14 protein-coding genes are annotated in these 16519 nt (G+C 49.6%); 8 read left to right on the top strand and 6 right to left on the bottom strand.

Annotated elements, in window-relative coordinates:
- Window positions 1-2 precede the first annotated feature (2 nt).
- Window positions 3-1205 (bottom strand): mechanosensitive ion channel family protein, encoded by a 1203-nt coding sequence (locus NW212_RS10620; protein WP_258338624.1) that lies wholly within the window; start codon window positions 1203-1205, stop codon window positions 3-5.
- 179 nt (window positions 1206-1384) lie between these two features.
- Between NW212_RS10620 and NW212_RS10625 the strand changes: the two genes are divergently transcribed.
- The 4 genes from NW212_RS10625 (at window position 1385) to NW212_RS10640 (ending at window position 5501) form a co-directional block, all read left to right on the top strand.
- A complete protein-coding gene (locus NW212_RS10625; protein WP_258338625.1) occupies window positions 1385-2272 on the top strand; it encodes an electron transfer flavoprotein subunit beta/FixA family protein in 888 nt (295 codons plus the stop codon).
- A gap of 2 nt (window positions 2273-2274) precedes the next feature.
- Window positions 2275-3294: an electron transfer flavoprotein subunit alpha/FixB family protein gene (locus tag NW212_RS10630; protein ID WP_258338626.1), complete on the top strand. Its 1020-nt coding sequence runs from the start codon at window positions 2275-2277 to the stop codon at window positions 3292-3294.
- 62 nt (window positions 3295-3356) lie between these two features.
- Window positions 3357-3716, top strand: coding sequence for a four helix bundle protein (locus NW212_RS10635; protein WP_258338627.1), 360 nt, complete (start codon window positions 3357-3359; stop codon window positions 3714-3716).
- A gap of 78 nt (window positions 3717-3794) precedes the next feature.
- The gene (locus NW212_RS10640; protein ID WP_258338628.1) at window positions 3795-5501 is read left to right on the top strand and encodes an acyl-CoA dehydrogenase family protein; all 1707 of its coding nucleotides are present in this window, start codon (window positions 3795-3797) and stop codon (window positions 5499-5501) included.
- 100 nt (window positions 5502-5601) lie between these two features.
- Here the strand turns inward: NW212_RS10640 and NW212_RS10645 are convergent, their stop codons facing one another.
- Entirely contained in the window at window positions 5602-5964 is a 363-nt protein-coding gene (locus NW212_RS10645) for a hypothetical protein (RefSeq protein ID WP_258338629.1), read from the bottom strand.
- A gap of 2 nt (window positions 5965-5966) precedes the next feature.
- Entirely contained in the window at window positions 5967-6512 is a 546-nt protein-coding gene (locus tag NW212_RS10650; protein WP_258338630.1) for an RNA polymerase sigma factor, read from the bottom strand.
- 131 nt (window positions 6513-6643) lie between these two features.
- Between NW212_RS10650 and NW212_RS10655 the strand changes: the two genes are divergently transcribed.
- Both NW212_RS10655 and NW212_RS10660 read left to right on the top strand, forming a co-directional pair.
- On the top strand, window positions 6644-7042 hold the full coding sequence (locus NW212_RS10655; protein ID WP_258338631.1) for a DUF6249 domain-containing protein: 399 nt from the start codon (window positions 6644-6646) through the stop codon (window positions 7040-7042).
- 59 nt (window positions 7043-7101) lie between these two features.
- Window positions 7102-8241, top strand: a complete 1140-nt coding sequence (locus NW212_RS10660) for a glycerate kinase (RefSeq protein WP_258338632.1) — start codon at window positions 7102-7104, stop codon at window positions 8239-8241.
- Here NW212_RS10660 and NW212_RS10665 read toward each other — a convergent pair whose 3' ends face one another.
- From NW212_RS10665 to NW212_RS10675, 3 genes are all read right to left on the bottom strand, one after another.
- The gene (locus tag NW212_RS10665; protein WP_258338633.1) at window positions 8242-9267 is read right to left on the bottom strand and encodes a lysylphosphatidylglycerol synthase transmembrane domain-containing protein; all 1026 of its coding nucleotides are present in this window, start codon (window positions 9265-9267) and stop codon (window positions 8242-8244) included. It lies immediately after the preceding gene.
- Window positions 9264-10415, bottom strand: a complete 1152-nt coding sequence (locus NW212_RS10670) for a glycosyltransferase (RefSeq protein WP_258338634.1) — start codon at window positions 10413-10415, stop codon at window positions 9264-9266. Before NW212_RS10670 ends, NW212_RS10665 begins: the two co-directional genes overlap by 4 nt.
- A 121-nt stretch (window positions 10416-10536) precedes the next feature.
- Entirely contained in the window at window positions 10537-12387 is a 1851-nt protein-coding gene (locus NW212_RS10675; protein ID WP_258338635.1) for an SLC13 family permease, read from the bottom strand.
- 521 nt (window positions 12388-12908) lie between these two features.
- Here NW212_RS10675 and NW212_RS10680 point away from each other — a divergent pair.
- The gene (locus NW212_RS10680; RefSeq protein WP_258338636.1) at window positions 12909-15770 is read left to right on the top strand and encodes a two-component regulator propeller domain-containing protein; all 2862 of its coding nucleotides are present in this window, start codon (window positions 12909-12911) and stop codon (window positions 15768-15770) included.
- A 241-nt stretch (window positions 15771-16011) separates the two neighbouring features.
- A partial coding sequence (locus tag NW212_RS10685) for a sigma-70 family RNA polymerase sigma factor (RefSeq protein WP_258338637.1) occupies window positions 16012-16519 on the top strand: 508 nt, incomplete at its 3' end.

Here is a 16519-nt window from a genome sequence, read left to right on the forward strand (position 1 = left end):
ATTTATCGTTTCTTTTCAGTTTGGCTTTCAATAATGTCAACCCCCGACGGACGCTGGAAGAGCTTCAGCCCGAACTGGGGAATGCTTGCTATCAGGTAATCAAATATTTCTGCCTGGATGCTTTCGTATACGGGCCATTCTGTGGAGGTGGCGAAACAGTAGATTTCAATCGGAAGCCCTTCGGTGGTCGGTTCCATCTGGCGTACCATCTGCAGGAATTCATGGTTGATTTTGGGATGGCCTCCCAGATACTGCATCACGAAGTTGCGGAATGCCAGCAGGTTGACCGCCTGTCCTTCTTCGGCTTCACTCTTTTTCAGCCATCCTTTCTTATAAAACAGCTTCGTTTCTTCTTCCGTACAGAAACGTATGGTGTTCATGTCGAAGAAGAGCGACCGCTTGATTCGCCGGCTTCCGCTCTGCCACATTCCGCGCCAGTTCTGGAACGAATCGCTTACCAGCGCATAAGGCGGGATGGTGGTGATGGTCTTGTCGAAGTTCTGCACCTTGACGGTCGTGAGCGACACCTCGATCACGTATCCGTTGGCACCGTACTTGTCCATCGTGATCCAGTCGCCCGGGCGGAGCATGTCGTTGGCAGAGAGCTGCACTCCGGCTACAAGGCCCAGGATGCTGTCTTTGAATATCAGCATCAGCACGGCTGCCGAAGCACCCAGTCCGGCAAGAATGGCGGCTGCGTTCTGGTTCATCAGGATGCTGATGATGAGAATGATTCCGATGCCTATCGCCACGAGCTTGATCATTTGGTAGATGCCCTTCAGCGGACGGTTGCGCAGCGTTTCGTTTTCGTTGGAGATTTCGTAGAGCGAATTGAGAAATGCGTTGATCAGCCGCAATGTGACGATAATCAGATAAATCAGGCAGATTTTCCGGCTGATGTCCAGTATGTTGGGCATGTCTTCAAAGACAAACGGAAGCAGGATGTAGATGATGATGGGAGGAATCAGCCGGCAAATGGCCGACAGCATCGGCCCGTTGAAGAGATAGTCGTCCCATGTAGCTTTGGTCTTTGCTGTAATCTTATGGATGGCAGGGATGATCAGGTAATGGAAAATCTTCGTGATGATGTAGGCCAGAAGAAGGACTCCTGCCAGGATGGTGATGCGTGTTCCCCAGTTGAGGTTGCTCTTTTCGATTCCTAAATTGTAAAGGAATGCAGCTATTCCTTGATTCAAATTGTCCATAGAGTGATGTGTTTTATTTCTTGTTGCCACAAATATAGCATAAAAAAGTGAATATTCGTCGTTCATGCAAATTGCAAACTTTGTAAATGCACTTTTTGCACACATAACTTTGATAGTCTGATTGCTTTCATTATTTTTGCCGATAAAAGAATCACTAATACCAAAAAACTTAATAGAAAATGAGCTTGAAAATTGTAGTATTGGCAAAACAGGTTCCCGACACTCGTTGCGTGGGGAAAGATGCCATGAACGCTGACGGCACAATCAACCGTGCGGCACTTCCGGCGATATTCAATCCGGAAGACTTGAACGCTCTTGAACAGGCGCTCAGACTGAAAGACACTCATCCGGGATCAACTGTTACCATGCTGACCATGGGACCCGGCCGTGCCGCAGAAATCATTCGCGAAGGTTTGTATAGGGGAGCTGACAATGGGTATTTGTTGACCGACCGCGCATTTGCCGGCGCGGATACGCTGGCCACTTCGTACGCTTTGGCTACGGCAATCCGCAAAATCGGCGCGTATGACATCATTATCGGCGGACGTCAGGCTATCGACGGCGATACGGCGCAGGTAGGCCCTCAGGTGGCTGAAAAGCTGGGGCTGCCGCAAGTGACTTATGTGGAAGAAATTGAAGAGGTGAACGGAGAACGTATCCGCGTGAAACGTCACATCGACGGAGGTGTGGAAACGGTGGAGGCTCCGCTGCCTGTTGTGCTGACCGTGAACGGAAGCGCGGCTCCGTGCCGTCCGCGCAATGCGAAGCTGGTGATGAAGTACAAGCGTGCTATGGGCGGACAGGAAAAGGCTGCACTGGCAAAAGAAGGCAAGGAACTGGCATATGCAGGCCTGTATGAATCGCGTCCGTATCTGAACATCACCGAATGGAGTGTGGCAGACGTAAATGGGGATGTCGCTCAGTGCGGCTTGTCCGGCTCGCCTACAAAGGTGAAGAAGATTGAGAATATCGTGTTTCAGGCTAAAGAAAGCAAGAGCCTGAGCGGAAGCGATGCAGATGTGGAGAACTTGATTGTTGAACTGTTGGCTAACCATACTATCGGATAATTATGAACAACGTATTTGTATATTGTGAGATGGAAGGCAATCATGTTGCCGATGTCAGTCTTGAACTTTTGACCAAAGGCCGTAAGCTGGCCACAGAACTGGGTTGCCAGCTTGAAGCTATCTGTGCAGGCTGTGGCCTGGCAGATGTAGAAAAGCAGGTGTTGCCTTTCGGTGTCGACCGTGTGCATGTGTTCGACGCTCCGGGCTTGTTTCCTTATACGTCTTTGCCTCATACTTCCATTCTTGTCAACCTGTTCAAGCAGGAGAAGCCGCAGATCTGCCTGATGGGAGCTACCGTTATCGGACGTGACCTGGGACCGCGCGTTTCTTCGGCATTGACCAGCGGTCTGACCGCTGACTGCACGCAGCTGGAAATCGGTGACCATGAAGACAAGAAGAATGGCGTTACTTACAAGAATCTGCTGTATCAGATCCGTCCGGCTTTCGGCGGAAACATTGTGGCTACAATCGTCAATCCGGAACACCGTCCGCAAATGGCGACCGTTCGTGAAGGCGTGATGAAGAAAGAAATTCTTGATGAAAATTATCAGGGTGAGGTGATCCGTCATGATGTGGCTAAGTTCGTTCCCGAAACAGACTATGTGGTGAAGGTTATCGACCGCCATGTGGAAAAGGCGAAACACAACTTGAAGGGTGCTCCGATCGTTGTTGCCGGAGGTTACGGAATGGGCAGCAAGGAAGGTTTCGACATGTTGTTTGAACTGGCGAAAGAGCTTCATGCCGAAGTGGGAGGAAGCCGTGCGGCCGTTGATGCCGGTTTCTGCGATCACGACCGTCAGATCGGGCAGACCGGCGTGACTGTTCATCCGAAACTGTATATCGCCTGCGGTATCTCAGGACAAATCCAGCACATTGCCGGTATGCAGGATGCAGGCATCATCATTTCCGTTAACAGTGATCCGAATGCGCCTATCAATTCCATCGCCGACTACGTGATCAACGGAACGGTGGAGGAAGTGATTCCGAAAATGATTAAATATTATAAGAAGAACAGCAAGTAATTTTTTCTGAGGAGTTAGAGGAGTTAAAGAAGTTAGAGAAGTTAAAGCCAATAGTTTTGTTTATGGCGACGCAAAGTTTTATGGATCTGAGAGCTTGGCAAAAAGCTCATCAATTTGTGTTGACTGTTTATCAGTTTACAGGCAAGTACCCAGCTTATGAACGTTTTGGACTTTGTTCGCAATTTCAACGGGCTGCTGTTTCGATTCCGGCTAACATTGCGGAAGGCTATAGGAAAACAGGAAAAGCTGACAAACTTCGTCTAATGAATATTGCGCAGGGCAGTTTGGAAGAATGCAGATATTATATACTCCTATCCAAAGATTTGAATTATATTACGCAAGATAATTATATTAAACTAACCAGAAGTATAGAGGATGTGAGTCGTTTGCTTAATGCTTATTGTAAAGCTGTTGCCGGTTGAAGGGTAGATACTAGACTCTCTAACTTCTAAGGAGCTTGCGACTGATAACTTCTATAACTTCTATAACTTCTGATACAAATGCCAAACTTTTATACAGAACATCCGGAACTCAAGTTCCACTTGAACAATCCGATGATGGAGCGCATCTGTCAGTTGAAAGAGCGCGACTATAGAGATAAAGACGAGTATGATTATGCGCCGCAGGATTATGCGGATGCAGTTGATTCGTACGACAAAGTGTTGGAAATTACCGGAGAAATTACCGGAGAAGTAATTGCTGCCAATGCTGAAGGAGTGGATCAGGAAGGTCCGCACCATGCAAACGGACGCGTGGAGTATGCATCAGGGACGAAAGCGAACCTGGATGCAATGGTGAAGGCCGGACTGAACGGTATGACCATGCCGCGCCGTTTTGGCGGTTTGAATTTCCCGATCACTCCGTATACCATGTGCGCTGAAATCGTGGCGCAGGCTGACGCCGGTTTCGGCAACATATGGTCATTGCAGGACTGTATTGAAACATTATACGAATTCGGCAACGAAGACCAGCACAGCCGTTTCATTCCGCGCATCTGTGCCGGAGAAACCATGTCGATGGACTTGACGGAGCCGGACGCAGGGTCTGACCTTCAGAGCGTGATGCTGAAGGCTACTTATGATGAGGCAAACGGTTGCTGGCGTCTGAACGGTGTGAAGCGTTTCATCACTAACGGTGACGCGAACATTCACCTGGTGCTGGCTCGTTCGGAAGAGGGCACGCACGACGGCCGTGGTCTGTCTATGTTTATTTATGACAAGAATGACGGAGGTGTGGATGTGCGCCGCATTGAGAACAAGCTCGGCATTCACGGTTCTCCTACTTGTGAGTTGGTTTATAAGAATGCCAAGGCGGAATTGTGCGGCGACCGCAAGCTGGGTCTGATCAAGTATGTGATGGCTTTGATGAACGGTGCCCGCCTGGGAATCGCTGCGCAGTCGGTGGGATTGAGCCAGGCTGCATACGATGAGGCTGTGGCATATGCGAAAGACCGCAAGCAGTTTGGCAAGGCAATTATTGAGTTCCCGGCAGTATATGATATGCTGGCCGCTATCAAGGCAAAGCTGGATGCAGGACGCGCGTTGCTGTATCAGACTTCACGCTATGTGGACATCTATAAAGCTTTGGATGACATTGCCCGTGAGCGCAAGCTGACTCCGGAAGAGCGTCAGGAACAGAAACGGTATGCAAAGCTGGCCGACAGTTTCACTCCGCTGGCAAAGGGTATGAACTCTGAATATGCGAACCAGAACGCATACGACTGTATTCAGGTTCACGGAGGCTCCGGCTTCATGATGGAATATGCTTGCCAGCGCATCTATCGTGACGCACGCATCACCAGCATTTACGAAGGGACAACCCAGTTGCAGACCGTAGCAGCTATCCGCTATGTGACTAATGGTTCGTATGCTGCCACTTTGCACGAGTTTGAAGCCGTTCCTTGCGCTCCTGAATACGAAGTCTATCTGGATCGTATCAAGGAAATGACCCGCAAGTTCGAGGCTTGTACGGCGGCAGTGAAAGAAGCGCAGAATCAGGAGTTGCTTGATTTTGTGGCACGCCGTCTGTATGAAATGGCAGCCGTGAATATAATGAGCCACTTGCTGCTTCAGGATGCAGGCAAGGCACCCGAGCTGTTCGGAAAGTCATTGGATGTATATGTCAATTATGCAGAGGCCGAAGTGGAGAAGCATTTCAATTTCATCCGCAAGTTCAAGGCCGAAGAACTGGCAAACTATCGTCATTGACCGGATTGTCGGCTGTTTGACTCATTGAATGCAAAGACACAAAGGCGCAGGGAACATTCCCGGACTTTGTGTCTTTGTCTTTTTGCAGCGGACCATCGGTTCATCGGTTTCCGGTCTTCTGCCGGATTCTTTTCCGCAGCCAGTTGTTGAAGAAAAAGAGCAGCAGGAGTGCTATGGCTGTAGGCAGGCAGAGCAGCAATGTCTTTGCATCAGGAACAGAATCTTTGACTCTGTGAAACAGTGCCGTGAATTGTTCGTGGTAACTCCATCCGAAATAGCCTATGCCGCTTGCCAGCATCAGGGATATGGTGATGAGCCATGAGATGAATATTCTTTTTTCCTCACGTTTTTCTTTCAGATATGCCTTCTCTTCAATCCGTTTCATCGTTCGGTAGCTGAAGTTGCTCGGAAGTTTGAAGCCTGCCTGTTGGCCGACGGCTTTTTTTAGTCCCTTGTCTGTCATGGTCAGTCCTCCTTGGTCATTAATAAATAGAGTTTTTTGCGGATACGGTGGAGCTTTACTTTTGCATTGCTTTCCGAGAGGTGCAGGATATAACAAATTTCTGAAATCGTTTTCTCTTCTTCATAAAATAATGTGACCAGTGCCTGTTCGTCAGCCGGCAATGTAGAAAGCGCCTGTTGCAGCTTTTCAATCTGTTCTTCGCTGTCTGTGTCCAAGGCTTCGTCGACTTGCGTGTCTGAAACGGATTTCCATAATTTGTCGTCGAATGACAGCACCTCGTTCCGTTTTTTGCGAAGCGCAGATAGCGTCGTGTTGTATGCAATCCGGTATATCCATGTTGAGAAACTGCTGTTTCCGTTGAATGCAGAAAGATGTTCAAAGGCTTTCATAAAGGTGTCCTGTGTCAGTTCTTCGGCATCTTCCGGTGAACCGGTCATTCGGACAATCAGGTTGAAGACCCGTTGCCCGTATGTATCGAGGAAATAGGAGAAGCGTTCTGTCTTTCCCGCCAACACCGAAGAAATGATATTTAGTTCTTTCTCATCCATGATGCCTTTTAGACGCTTCCGTCTGCAAAAGGTTACATTTGAAGAAAGAAAATCTTTTCCCCGTTTTTTTGTAACCTGCCGGTCTGATTTGCGTCTAAAAGTGCAAAGAAACAAATTTAATTTCAATGATTATGGAAGAGTTAATGATTGTGGCCAATGTGGCTATCGTATTTGGAGTGATTTACAAGTTGTTCGAACTGTTTGTGAGACGCAAGGAACGCATGATGCTGATTGAAAAGATGGGGGATAAGCTGACTCCGGAAGTCTTCAAGAATGGGATCTTTTATCTTCCGTCTTCGTTTTCGTTCGGAGGGCTGCGTTTGGGCTGCCTGTTGCTGGGGTTGGGTTTAGGTTTGTTGGTTGGATATGTCATCGTTTGCTTGACCGGTCCGGAAAGACGTGGTTATAGGGTATCGGAAACGATTTCAATTATTTATGGTGCCAGCGTGTTGCTTGGCGGCGGACTGGGACTGGTTGTTTCTTATTTGATAGAGGTCAATAAAGTGGAAAGGGAGAAAGAAGAAAAATAAAGAACAGCAGTTCTGATTTTCCGTTTTTCAGTATATTCGTGCAGTAAACGGAATTTTGGATGAAAAAGATAGTTCTTGCGATAGACTCTTATAAAGGATGTCTGAGTTCGAAGGAAGTGGAAACGTGCGTGGAGCAGGAGCTTCATGTGCGTTTTCCTGATTGCAAGGTTGTGTGCTTCCCGGTTGCTGACGGAGGTGAAGGATTGCTTGAAGCGCTGGCCGGCATTTTGGACATGCGGATCATCCATGTGAAAGTGCATGATCCGTTGATGCGGACTCACGATGCCCGCTATGGTATATTGGAAGATGGAGTGACCGCAGTGATAGAGATGGCGGAAGCGAGCGGCTTGCCTTTAGTGGCTGTGCCGGAAAGGGATCCGATGCGTGCCTCTACGTTCGGAACGGGTGAACTGATAGCGGATGCGTTGCAGAAAGGCTGCCGGAAGTTTCTGACAGGTATTGGAGGAAGCGCAACCAATGATGCCGGAATGGGGATGCTGGAAGCGTTAGGAGTACGTTTCTTTGGTGAGAACGGGACTCTGCTGCATGGAAGCGGCGAATCGATGTGCCGCATTTCGTGTATGGATCTCACTCTAATGGACAGCCGTCTGAAGGAAGCCGACTTTCAAGTGGCATGTGACGTGGATAATCCTTTCTGCGGGGAGAGAGGGGCTGCGCATGTTTTCGCTCCGCAGAAAGGGGCTTCTCCCGAACAGATAAGGCGGCTGGACGAAGGGATGAGGCGCTTTGCCGCATTGATGCGCCGCACGTTAGGCAAGGATGTTTCGTGCCTTGCTGGAGCCGGTGCTGCCGGCGGACTTGGCGGTGCGTTGTGCGCTTTTCTTGGAGCGCGCCTGCTTCCTGGGATTGATGTGATGCTGGATGCCGCCCGTTTCGATGAGGTGCTGCCGGATGCCAGTCTGGTAATAACCGGAGAGGGGTGTTCGGATTTGCAGACCTTAATGGGAAAGGTGCCTTCCGGTATTTTGAGGCGTGCACAGCGTTTTGATGTCCCCGTCTGTCTGATGTCCGGACGGATTGAAGAAAAGGATGCATTGCTTCGTGCCGGATTTGCCGGACTGTTTGAAGCAAGTCCATCTGATATGCCGTTGGAAGAGGCTGTAAAGCCCGAAACAGCAAAAGAGAATCTGCGCAGGTCTGTTCAGGCTCTGGCGCGCCTTATGGAAGATAAGCTTTGATCACTTTTTCTTTCCGAAGGTTGAGTTTACCCATTGCGGAAGAATACATACTCCGATGATCAGATAGGAATAATAGGTAATCAGCCGCCAGATGAACGCGGCTATCAGTGCTGTTCCGGCTGCGGTAAAGAAATCGCCGTAATAGACCTTGAACATATATTCGCCGAATCCGCTTCCTCCGGGGGTTGGAGTGACCACCAGAATCATCCAGATGACGAGCTGCCGGGCAAACGCCAGCAGATGGTCGCCTCCCGAACTGAAGGCAAAGAGCAGTGCGTTCACCACCCAGTAGCGCGAGCACCATGCCCAGGCCGTTACCAGAAAGCATTTCAGCCAGAAACCGAAAGAGCGTTTGCTCAATTCGTGTGAACTGGTAACCAGGTCGTCGCCCAGCTTCTCGATGTTGCTTTTCCACCGGCGGAGAAAAGGAAGAGAAAACAGGGCCGTCAGCACATTGCTGACCCACGATGCCTTGTGAAACAGCGCGACATAAAGAATCAGTGTCCACAGGCAGACAATGGCGAGAACGCTCATGAATATGATCTGCACGCCCGTATCGAAGGCTGCATTGTTCATGAAGAGCACATCCGTAGGAAACAGGACAAGCACCGCCAGACATGCGATACCCAAAAACAGTTCGTCCAGAAACAGGTTGGCAATCATAATCGATGTGCCTTCTCCTCCTGTCAGTCCTTCCTTGTGCAGATAAACGGCTATCAGGCTGCTTCCGCCCACGGCAGAAGGAGTAGCGGCTGAGGTGAACTCGCAAAGCATGTTCACGCGGAACACTTGTTTCCATGAAAGTTTTTTCCCTACCAGAATCTTGAACCGTTGGGTAAGAGCCAGGTTCTGGCAAACCATGAACAGAGCGGCAAGGATGATGCCGGACCACATCCGTCCGTTTGGCTTGAGCGAAGCGAACATGGACGGGTCGAACTCTTTCCAGAACATCCCGCCGATGACGGCAAGTCCCAGAATGATGGGCAATGCCACATAGTATGGATTGAATAGCGTTTCTTTTTTCATTGGTGATGATATCGTTTGATGAGGCTTGCGTAGCGGTCGCTTACTTCGTCGGCGATGTCTTTCCACGGGCGGGCCAGTGTTTCGGAGGCATTCAGGCTGACTTTTTCGAGCAGAGGCTTGTCTTTCAGTATGAGCTGTATCTTGCCGGCGAATGCTTCTTTGCTGTTTCCCGTAAGAAATCCGTTTGTCCGGTCCTTTATGACAGCTGCGGCCGTAGATCCGTCTATCAGAACGGAAGGAGTATGGAGTGCCGCGGCCTCTCTGACCACCAGCGGCGCGTTGTCGTAGAGCGAAGGGAAAAGAAACAGGTCGGCTGCCATATAGTATTTGCGCAGGATATTCCTGTCTGTTATGCAGCCCAGAAAGTTTATCCTGTCGCTGATGTCCAGCTTTTTGCTCAGTTCCTTCAATTCGTCCGACGCATAGCCCGTTCCGATAAAGAACATTCTGAAGGGCATGGACTTCAGCAGTGCGACAGCATGAAGCAGAAAGTCCAGGTTCTTTTCCAGGATATGTTGTCCTACATACAGAAAGAGCGGCGTGTTTTCGTCTATGCCGAGTTCTTGCCGGAATGCGTTCCGTTCGGTTTCTGAAAACGTTCCGGCAAAGTCGTTGCCATTGTCCACCACTTCCACTTTTCCTTTGTAGCCGTATTCGCGGAGCGTTTCTTCGACTGACGCCTGCGGAATCCACACCTCATCGGCGCGGTTATAGAAATTGACTATGCGTTTGATAATCAGGTCGACGATGAGTTTGCTCGGTATCACTCTGTCGAAATCGGCTCGGTACTTTGAATGGAACGTGGCTACGACCGGCACATTGCGGGAGTGGGCGATACGCATGGCCAGTTCTCCGGAAGAAAACGGGCAGTGCGCATGCATCAGCGTGAAAGGTATGTTGCTGATTTGTTTGTAGAAGGGCAAATCGATGTATGGGAATCCCATCCGGTAAGGCTTGCGCTTGGGGATGGGCATGGATACATACCGGTATACAGGGTAGGGAGTGTCATCGTAGGAAGACGCATTGGCCGACGGAGTTATGACGCAGACGTCTTCGCCCTTCCGGTTCAGCCAGTATGCGTAATTCTGCGTAGTGACAGATACTCCGTCCATTATGGGCGGAAAACAGTCGTTAAATAGTCCAATCATACCTGTTTCTTGTCGATTTGCGTTCGATATTATTAATTGTTGCAAATTTACAACACAATTTTGGATTCAAATGTTTTTTGTCAAAAGAATTTGTCCCGTTCTTCTTCTTCCCGCTTTCTGGTCAGAACGGAAAAAGCAGCGGAAGCACGAATATCATGACAATTCCCATCGCAAGCTGCAGCGGAAGCCCTACCTTTATATAATCGATAAAAGTGTATTGGCCGGCAGGCATTACCAGCGCATTGGGCGGTGTGGAGAACGGAGAGGCAAAGCACATGCTTGCACCGACCGCTACGGCAAACAGAAAGGGTACGGGACTGGCTCCTATCTGCGAGGCGCTTTCCAGCGCAATAGGCGCAAGCAGTACGGCTGTAGCTGTGTTGCTGATGAACATGGTCAGCAGGGAGGTGGTGAAGTAGATTCCTGCCATGAGCGCAAACGGTCCGTAGGATCCCAGTCCTTGTGCGAGTGAGCTTGATACCAGTGCTGATACGCCGGTTTTCTCCAGTGCCTGCGACATGGGCAGCATGGCGGCTATCAGCACAACGCTTTCCCAGTTGATGGTCTTGTAGGCGGCTTCTACGTTGCGGAAACATCCGGTGAGCACCATCAGAAGGGCAGCGATGATGACTGATGTAACCGGAGCTACCGGAATGAAGTCGAACACCATCATTGCCACCATCAGCAGCATGATTGCCGCCGCTACGGGTGCTTTGTAGTCGAGGGTTACTTTGGCGGCTTCGTCGAGCGGCTGTCCAAGCACCACCCAGTGGTCTTCTTCCCGGCTCAACCGTGCGATGTTGTTCCAGGTTCCTTGCACGAGGAGCACATCTCCGCTATGGATATGTTCGTTGCCCAGATCTTTCAGTATATAGTCGTGTTTGCGCCGGATGCCCAGTACGTTCACGTTGAATTTGTCACGGAATCCGGCTTCCTTGATTGTGTGGTTTGTGAGGCTCGAAGTGGACATCATCACGATTTCTGCGATTCCGATGTCGTAAAAGTCAAGCGCGTTGCCGTTGGTTTCTTCAGATGTATGCCCGTCAAGCAGTCCTAGCCTGTATTCTCTGCCGAACCGTTCGGCGTTTTCAAAGTTTCCGGTCACATAAAGTATGTCGCCGGCCGCGAGCTGAGTGTCCGTGTCTGCCAGTTTCTGTGTAATGGTTTTCAGGAACTTGTGTTTCGACAGGTCGCCCCGTCTTACCTCCAGTATATTCAGCCCGTACTTGCGCCTTATGTCCAGTTCGATGATGGTCTTCCCGAGCAGCCCGGAGTCTTCCTTTACTTGCAGGCGGAACAGATTGTTTGACAAGCCGTATTCACGCACCAGTTCCTGAAGCGATTTGCCCATCCGCGAGGCTTCCTTTTTCTTTCCTTTTGAAAGGAATAGCTTGCTTAGCGGCATCAGCACGATGATTCCGACCGCTACGCATACGATGCCTACCGGCAGGAACGAGAAGAACGACAGCCCCTCATGGCCGGCAGAGATTAGCGTGTCGTTGATGACAAGATTGGGAGGCGTACCGATGAGTGTCATCATTCCCCCCATGCTGCTGGCGAATGCCAGAGGCATGAGCAGCCGGCTTGGCGAGATGTTCGCGCTGACGGCCAGGCTGACCACGATGGGAAGCATCAATGCCACAGTTCCCGTGTTGCTCACGAATGCGCCGATAGCCGAAGTGACCAGGATGACCAGCAGAAAGAGTCTGGCTTCGCTGTTCCCCGCAAACCTGAGCAGGCGCGAGCTTATTGTTTTGGCAAGTCCTGTCTGAAAAATGGCTCCCCCCACCACAAACAGTCCGATCATCATGATGACTACGGAGTTTGAAAACCCCGACAGAGCCTCCTCGGGCGTGAGAATCTGGAATATCAGCAGAGCTGCCAGTGCGCATAAGGCTACCAGATCAGAACGGACTTTTCCGTTTACGAAGAATATGGCTGAAGCGATGAGTATGCCTAATGTAATCCACATAGCTGTTAAGGGAATTGATTTGCTGGGCAAAATTATGGGAAATGTGCCAAACTGCAAAATCCTCCATAATATAATAAATGTTATAATCCGAACTTTTTCTGGCAAATAATTCTTTTATATCATATAAATCGCTACATTTGCAATGTGTTTTTCATAGTATTAGATTTAAGGTTAACAAAGGTTGGAGTACAGCGGTACTCCTTTTTTTATGCTTTTTCCGCAGGCAAGGCCCTGTTTTTCGGCTAAAACTTTTTTCCTCTTTTCTCGGCAGAAATGTCGGGTTATGCCGTCATGTTTTATAATCCAAGGGCTGAAACGTAGAATGGGGCACGGATACGGATTTATGGCTCGTCAGGATGGAAAAAGGCAGAGTGAAGCTGACAGACTGCGGCTCGGAACAGACTCCGAAAGAATTTTCTCCGGATATGGCTTTTCTGATTTTTTTGATTAAATTTCCGGCTTTAAGTTTTCAGAAATTTAAAATTTTCATATTTTTGTCACCGTGTGTAAAGCAGAACCCTATGGAAGATAAGTTTAGAAGATGGTTTGTTTGCCTTTGTCTGGTGTTCGTTTTTCCGCACGTTTTTGCTGATTCATATACATTCCGTTCTCTTTCGGTTTCGGAAGGTATGCCGGATCTTGTCGTGAACGCGATATACAAGGATTCCCGCGGGTTTGTGTGGTTTGGCACCAACACGACGCTGGAACGTTTCGATGGCGCGCGGCTCAGGCATTATTTTCTTGAAGCAACAAACGGGAATGATGCGAAGGAGAAACGGGTTTATTCGATAGTGGAAACTCCTGAAGGAGAAATATGGGCGGGGACAGGCATAGGGCTGTTTCGTGTAGATGATGATGCGGGCAAGCTCTTCCGTTACGCTTCCGATGCGATAGATTCGGGAGTGCATGCGTTTTTTGTTTCCGGCGACACGGTTTATGTGGGAACAGACAAAGGGCTTTTCATACATGCCGGCGGCAGTTTCTCTTCCGTGCAGTTGGACGGGAACATCTTTTCTCCGGCCAACCGTGTGACCGGTATCGCCGGTGACTCTCATGGCATTCTTTGGATATCTACGCTGGGAGGATTGAAGTCGTTCAATCCTCTGACAGGGAAGGTAGGCTCTTTCCCGCCGCAGTCCGGCAGAGCAGCTTCTGCCTATTATAATGTGGCTCTGGTGGGGGCGCGTGTCTTTTTGGGCACAATGACAGACGGTATTGTCGAGTATGACGTTGCGGATGGCGTGTTCCGTCCGTACATTGATGTGGGTTGCGGAGTCATCTCTTCGCTTTCTACCGACGGCAAGGACCTGCTGTATGTGGGAACCGACGGAAACGGCGTTCATTTCATTTCCGTGTCTGCCAATCAGATAGTCCGCTCTTTCCGCCACGATACAAACGCCGATCCGGCCATCCGTTCCAATTCGGTCTATTCGGTGCTGGCCGACCGCGACGGGCTGCTTTGGATCGGTTTCTACCAGCTTGGCGTGGATTACAGCCTTTATCGCAGCCATCTTTTTCAGGTCTACCGTTTCGGCTCGCGTTTTACAACCGAAGGGATGCCTGTCCGGACGGTTTCGTTTCACGGGAAGCAGAAGCTGATCGGCACGCGCGACGGCTTCATATTTATAGATGAGGCCGACGGGCGTTTCAAAACTTTTGACACCCCCCAGCTTAGGGCAAGCATCATTATTTCAAGCTGTTATTTTTCCGGGAAATACTATATCGGCACGTATGGAGGAGGGATGTATGTGTTCAATCCCCGTATGCTTGAAGTGGAGGATTTTTATTCTTCCGAGCCGTATCCTTTCAAGAACGGACATATATTCTGCATCCGTTCCGACAGGGAAGGATGCTTGTGGGTAGGCACTTCCAACGGGCTTTATTGTTTCCGTGACGGAGAGAAGATCCGTCATTTCCAGAGTGCTGATACCAAGCTGCCGGAAGGAAACGTGTATGAAATCTTTTTTGATTCTACGGGAAAAGGCTGGATATGCACGGAAAACGGAATGTGCATTTGGGATCCTTCCACTTTGAGTCTGAGGGCAAACGTTTTCCCCGAAGGGTTCATCAACAGGGAAAAGGTGCGTATGGTGTATGAATCTTCTGACCATCGGCTGCTCTTCTTGCCGGAAAAAGGGAGCCTTTTTGTATCTGACCTTTCGTTGAAGAATTTCGGAAGGGTGGGAAAAGGTACTTTGTTGGACGGGAAATCGCTTATGTCGGTTATCGAAGACAATTCGAAAGCTTTCTGGATTGCAACGAACAACGGAGTGTACCGGTATGACGGAGAAGGAGGCATCATGCCGTTCGGTATGGTTGACGGGATTCCCAGCAATGTGTTCATCAACTGCTATGCGCTGAAGGATTCTGCCGGGACACTGTGGTTCGGAAACTCAAACGGACTGGTTTCCCTGCCGGGAGGAAAGGCGAGGCGGCTGCCCGAACTGCCGTATGCTGCGGCCATATCCGGAGTGCTTGTTGACGGAGTTGACCGTCCGGAGCTTCTGGAGCGTACGGGCAACACCTACCGCATCAGTTTGAGCAGCCGAAACAGCAGTCTTACGCTGTTGCTTGCAGACTTGCTGTATGTTTCGCCGGATGAAGCGGCTTATGAATACCGTGAGGCGGAAGATGAGGAATGGAAGCTTTTGGTCGGCAAGTCAGAATTTAATCTTTATAACGTGCCGAAAGGCGGGTGCCGTTATTATATCCGCAGAATCGGTTATCCGGAATCGGCTCTTGAACTGGAGGTGCTTCCGCCTTCTTCCGGAGGATGGTGGGCGGGGGTGCTGGCTTTGGTTCTTGCTGCTGCCGGAATTCTGCTTTATCGCCGGAAACATGCGCGGCGGCAGGAGCCTGTGGCTTATGCGGAGCCGGAAGTTTCCGCTGTCCCTGCGTTTGATGCAGGCGGGAGTGCAAACAGCGCGGAAGAGCCCGAATCCCTCATTGCTCCGCACCCGTCACTTGAAGAAACGGCTCTTGCGGCAGATGAGGGAGAAGGCGGCGGCAAGTATAAGACGAACAAGTTGAGCGATGAAGAATGCGAACGCCTCAGCAACCTGCTGGACGAGGTGATGAATGAGAAGAAGCCTTATATCCATACCGACCTGAAGATTGCTGATCTGGCTTTTATGGTGGGTTCTTCGTCGCATGCGCTTTCTTATCTTTTCAACCAGTACCTGAAGAAGAGTTATTATGACTACGTAAATGAATACAGGGTGCTGGAGTTTAAAACGATAGTCACGTCCGAAGACTGTTCCAAATATACGCTCGAGGCGTTGGCTGAACGGTGCGGGTTCAGCTCGAGGGCTTCGTTTTTCCGCTCGTTCAAGAAGGCCACCGGCATCACTCCCAATGAATACATCAAGAGCGTTCAGAAATGAATCTCTGTTTCCGTGAGGCAGCATTTCTGCGTTTTTTCCCCCAGTTTCTCTGTAGACAAATGTATCATCCAGTCTTAAATAATAATTTGGGACTGGATGATATTTTATTGTGTATTAGTTAGTTATTCCGATATTAGTATCATCGGGTTATGTGAGATTTGTTTCAACGGGAAAAATTATGTGATGTCTGATTCTCCCTCTATTTTTGCAAGCGTAAAACAAATCTCAAAAGCTAATTAATATGAAAGACCCGGAAGAAAAAGTGAACCAGTTAGTCGCGGAATGCTACGAAAAGTACAGGCATCCGGTCTTCCTTTATGTCTATTATAAGACAGGGAAAAAAGAAGAATCCGAAGACTTGACCCAGGATGCGTTTGCCCGGCTTTTGGAATATCGCAAGATGCTTTGTGAAGAAACGGTGAAACATTTTTTGTTTACAATTGCCCGCAACCTAGTGACGGATTACCTGCGCCGCCATTACAGGCGGCAGGAAGTGGCAGCATATCTGTATGAGTCCGGAGGGCTCTGTTCGGACGAAACGGAAAGCGGGATTGTTGCGCGCGACCTGCAGAAAGCGGAATACCGGCGTGTGGCTTCTCTGCCCATGCAGCGTCGGATCGTGTATGCGATGAACCGTTTTCAGGGGAAGACTTCCGATGAGATAGCCCTGTGTCTGAACCTTTCGAAGCGTACGGTTGAGAATCATCTCTTTATCAGCAGGAAAGAAGTGAGAGAGTATATAAAACAAT

It is taken from the genome of Bacteroides sp. ET225, assembly GCF_024733745.1.
Taxonomy (GTDB): domain Bacteria; phylum Bacteroidota; class Bacteroidia; order Bacteroidales; family Bacteroidaceae; genus Phocaeicola; species Phocaeicola excrementipullorum.

Excerpts from the sequence above, each read along its gene's own strand:
- NW212_RS10680 (WP_258338636.1), top strand. The coding sequence starts at position 12,909 with ATGGAAGATAAGTTTAGAAGATGGTTTGTTTGCCTTTGTCTGGTGTTC.
- NW212_RS10670 (WP_258338634.1), bottom strand. The coding sequence starts at position 10,415 with ATGATTGGACTATTTAACGACTGTTTTCCGCCCATAATGGACGGAGTA.
- NW212_RS10660 (WP_258338632.1), top strand. The coding sequence starts at position 7,102 with ATGAAAAAGATAGTTCTTGCGATAGACTCTTATAAAGGATGTCTGAGT.
- NW212_RS10640 (WP_258338628.1), top strand. The coding sequence starts at position 3,795 with ATGCCAAACTTTTATACAGAACATCCGGAACTCAAGTTCCACTTGAAC.
- NW212_RS10630 (WP_258338626.1), top strand. The coding sequence starts at position 2,275 with ATGAACAACGTATTTGTATATTGTGAGATGGAAGGCAATCATGTTGCC.
- NW212_RS10650 (WP_258338630.1), bottom strand. The coding sequence starts at position 6,512 with ATGGATGAGAAAGAACTAAATATCATTTCTTCGGTGTTGGCGGGAAAG.
- NW212_RS10620 (WP_258338624.1), bottom strand. The coding sequence starts at position 1,205 with ATGGACAATTTGAATCAAGGAATAGCTGCATTCCTTTACAATTTAGGA.
- NW212_RS10665 (WP_258338633.1), bottom strand. The coding sequence starts at position 9,267 with ATGAAAAAAGAAACGCTATTCAATCCATACTATGTGGCATTGCCCATC.
- NW212_RS10655 (WP_258338631.1), top strand. The coding sequence starts at position 6,644 with ATGGAAGAGTTAATGATTGTGGCCAATGTGGCTATCGTATTTGGAGTG.
- NW212_RS10625 (WP_258338625.1), top strand. The coding sequence starts at position 1,385 with ATGAGCTTGAAAATTGTAGTATTGGCAAAACAGGTTCCCGACACTCGT.
- NW212_RS10645 (WP_258338629.1), bottom strand. The coding sequence starts at position 5,964 with ATGACAGACAAGGGACTAAAAAAAGCCGTCGGCCAACAGGCAGGCTTC.
- NW212_RS10675 (WP_258338635.1), bottom strand. The coding sequence starts at position 12,387 with ATGTGGATTACATTAGGCATACTCATCGCTTCAGCCATATTCTTCGTA.
- NW212_RS10635 (WP_258338627.1), top strand. The coding sequence starts at position 3,357 with ATGGCGACGCAAAGTTTTATGGATCTGAGAGCTTGGCAAAAAGCTCAT.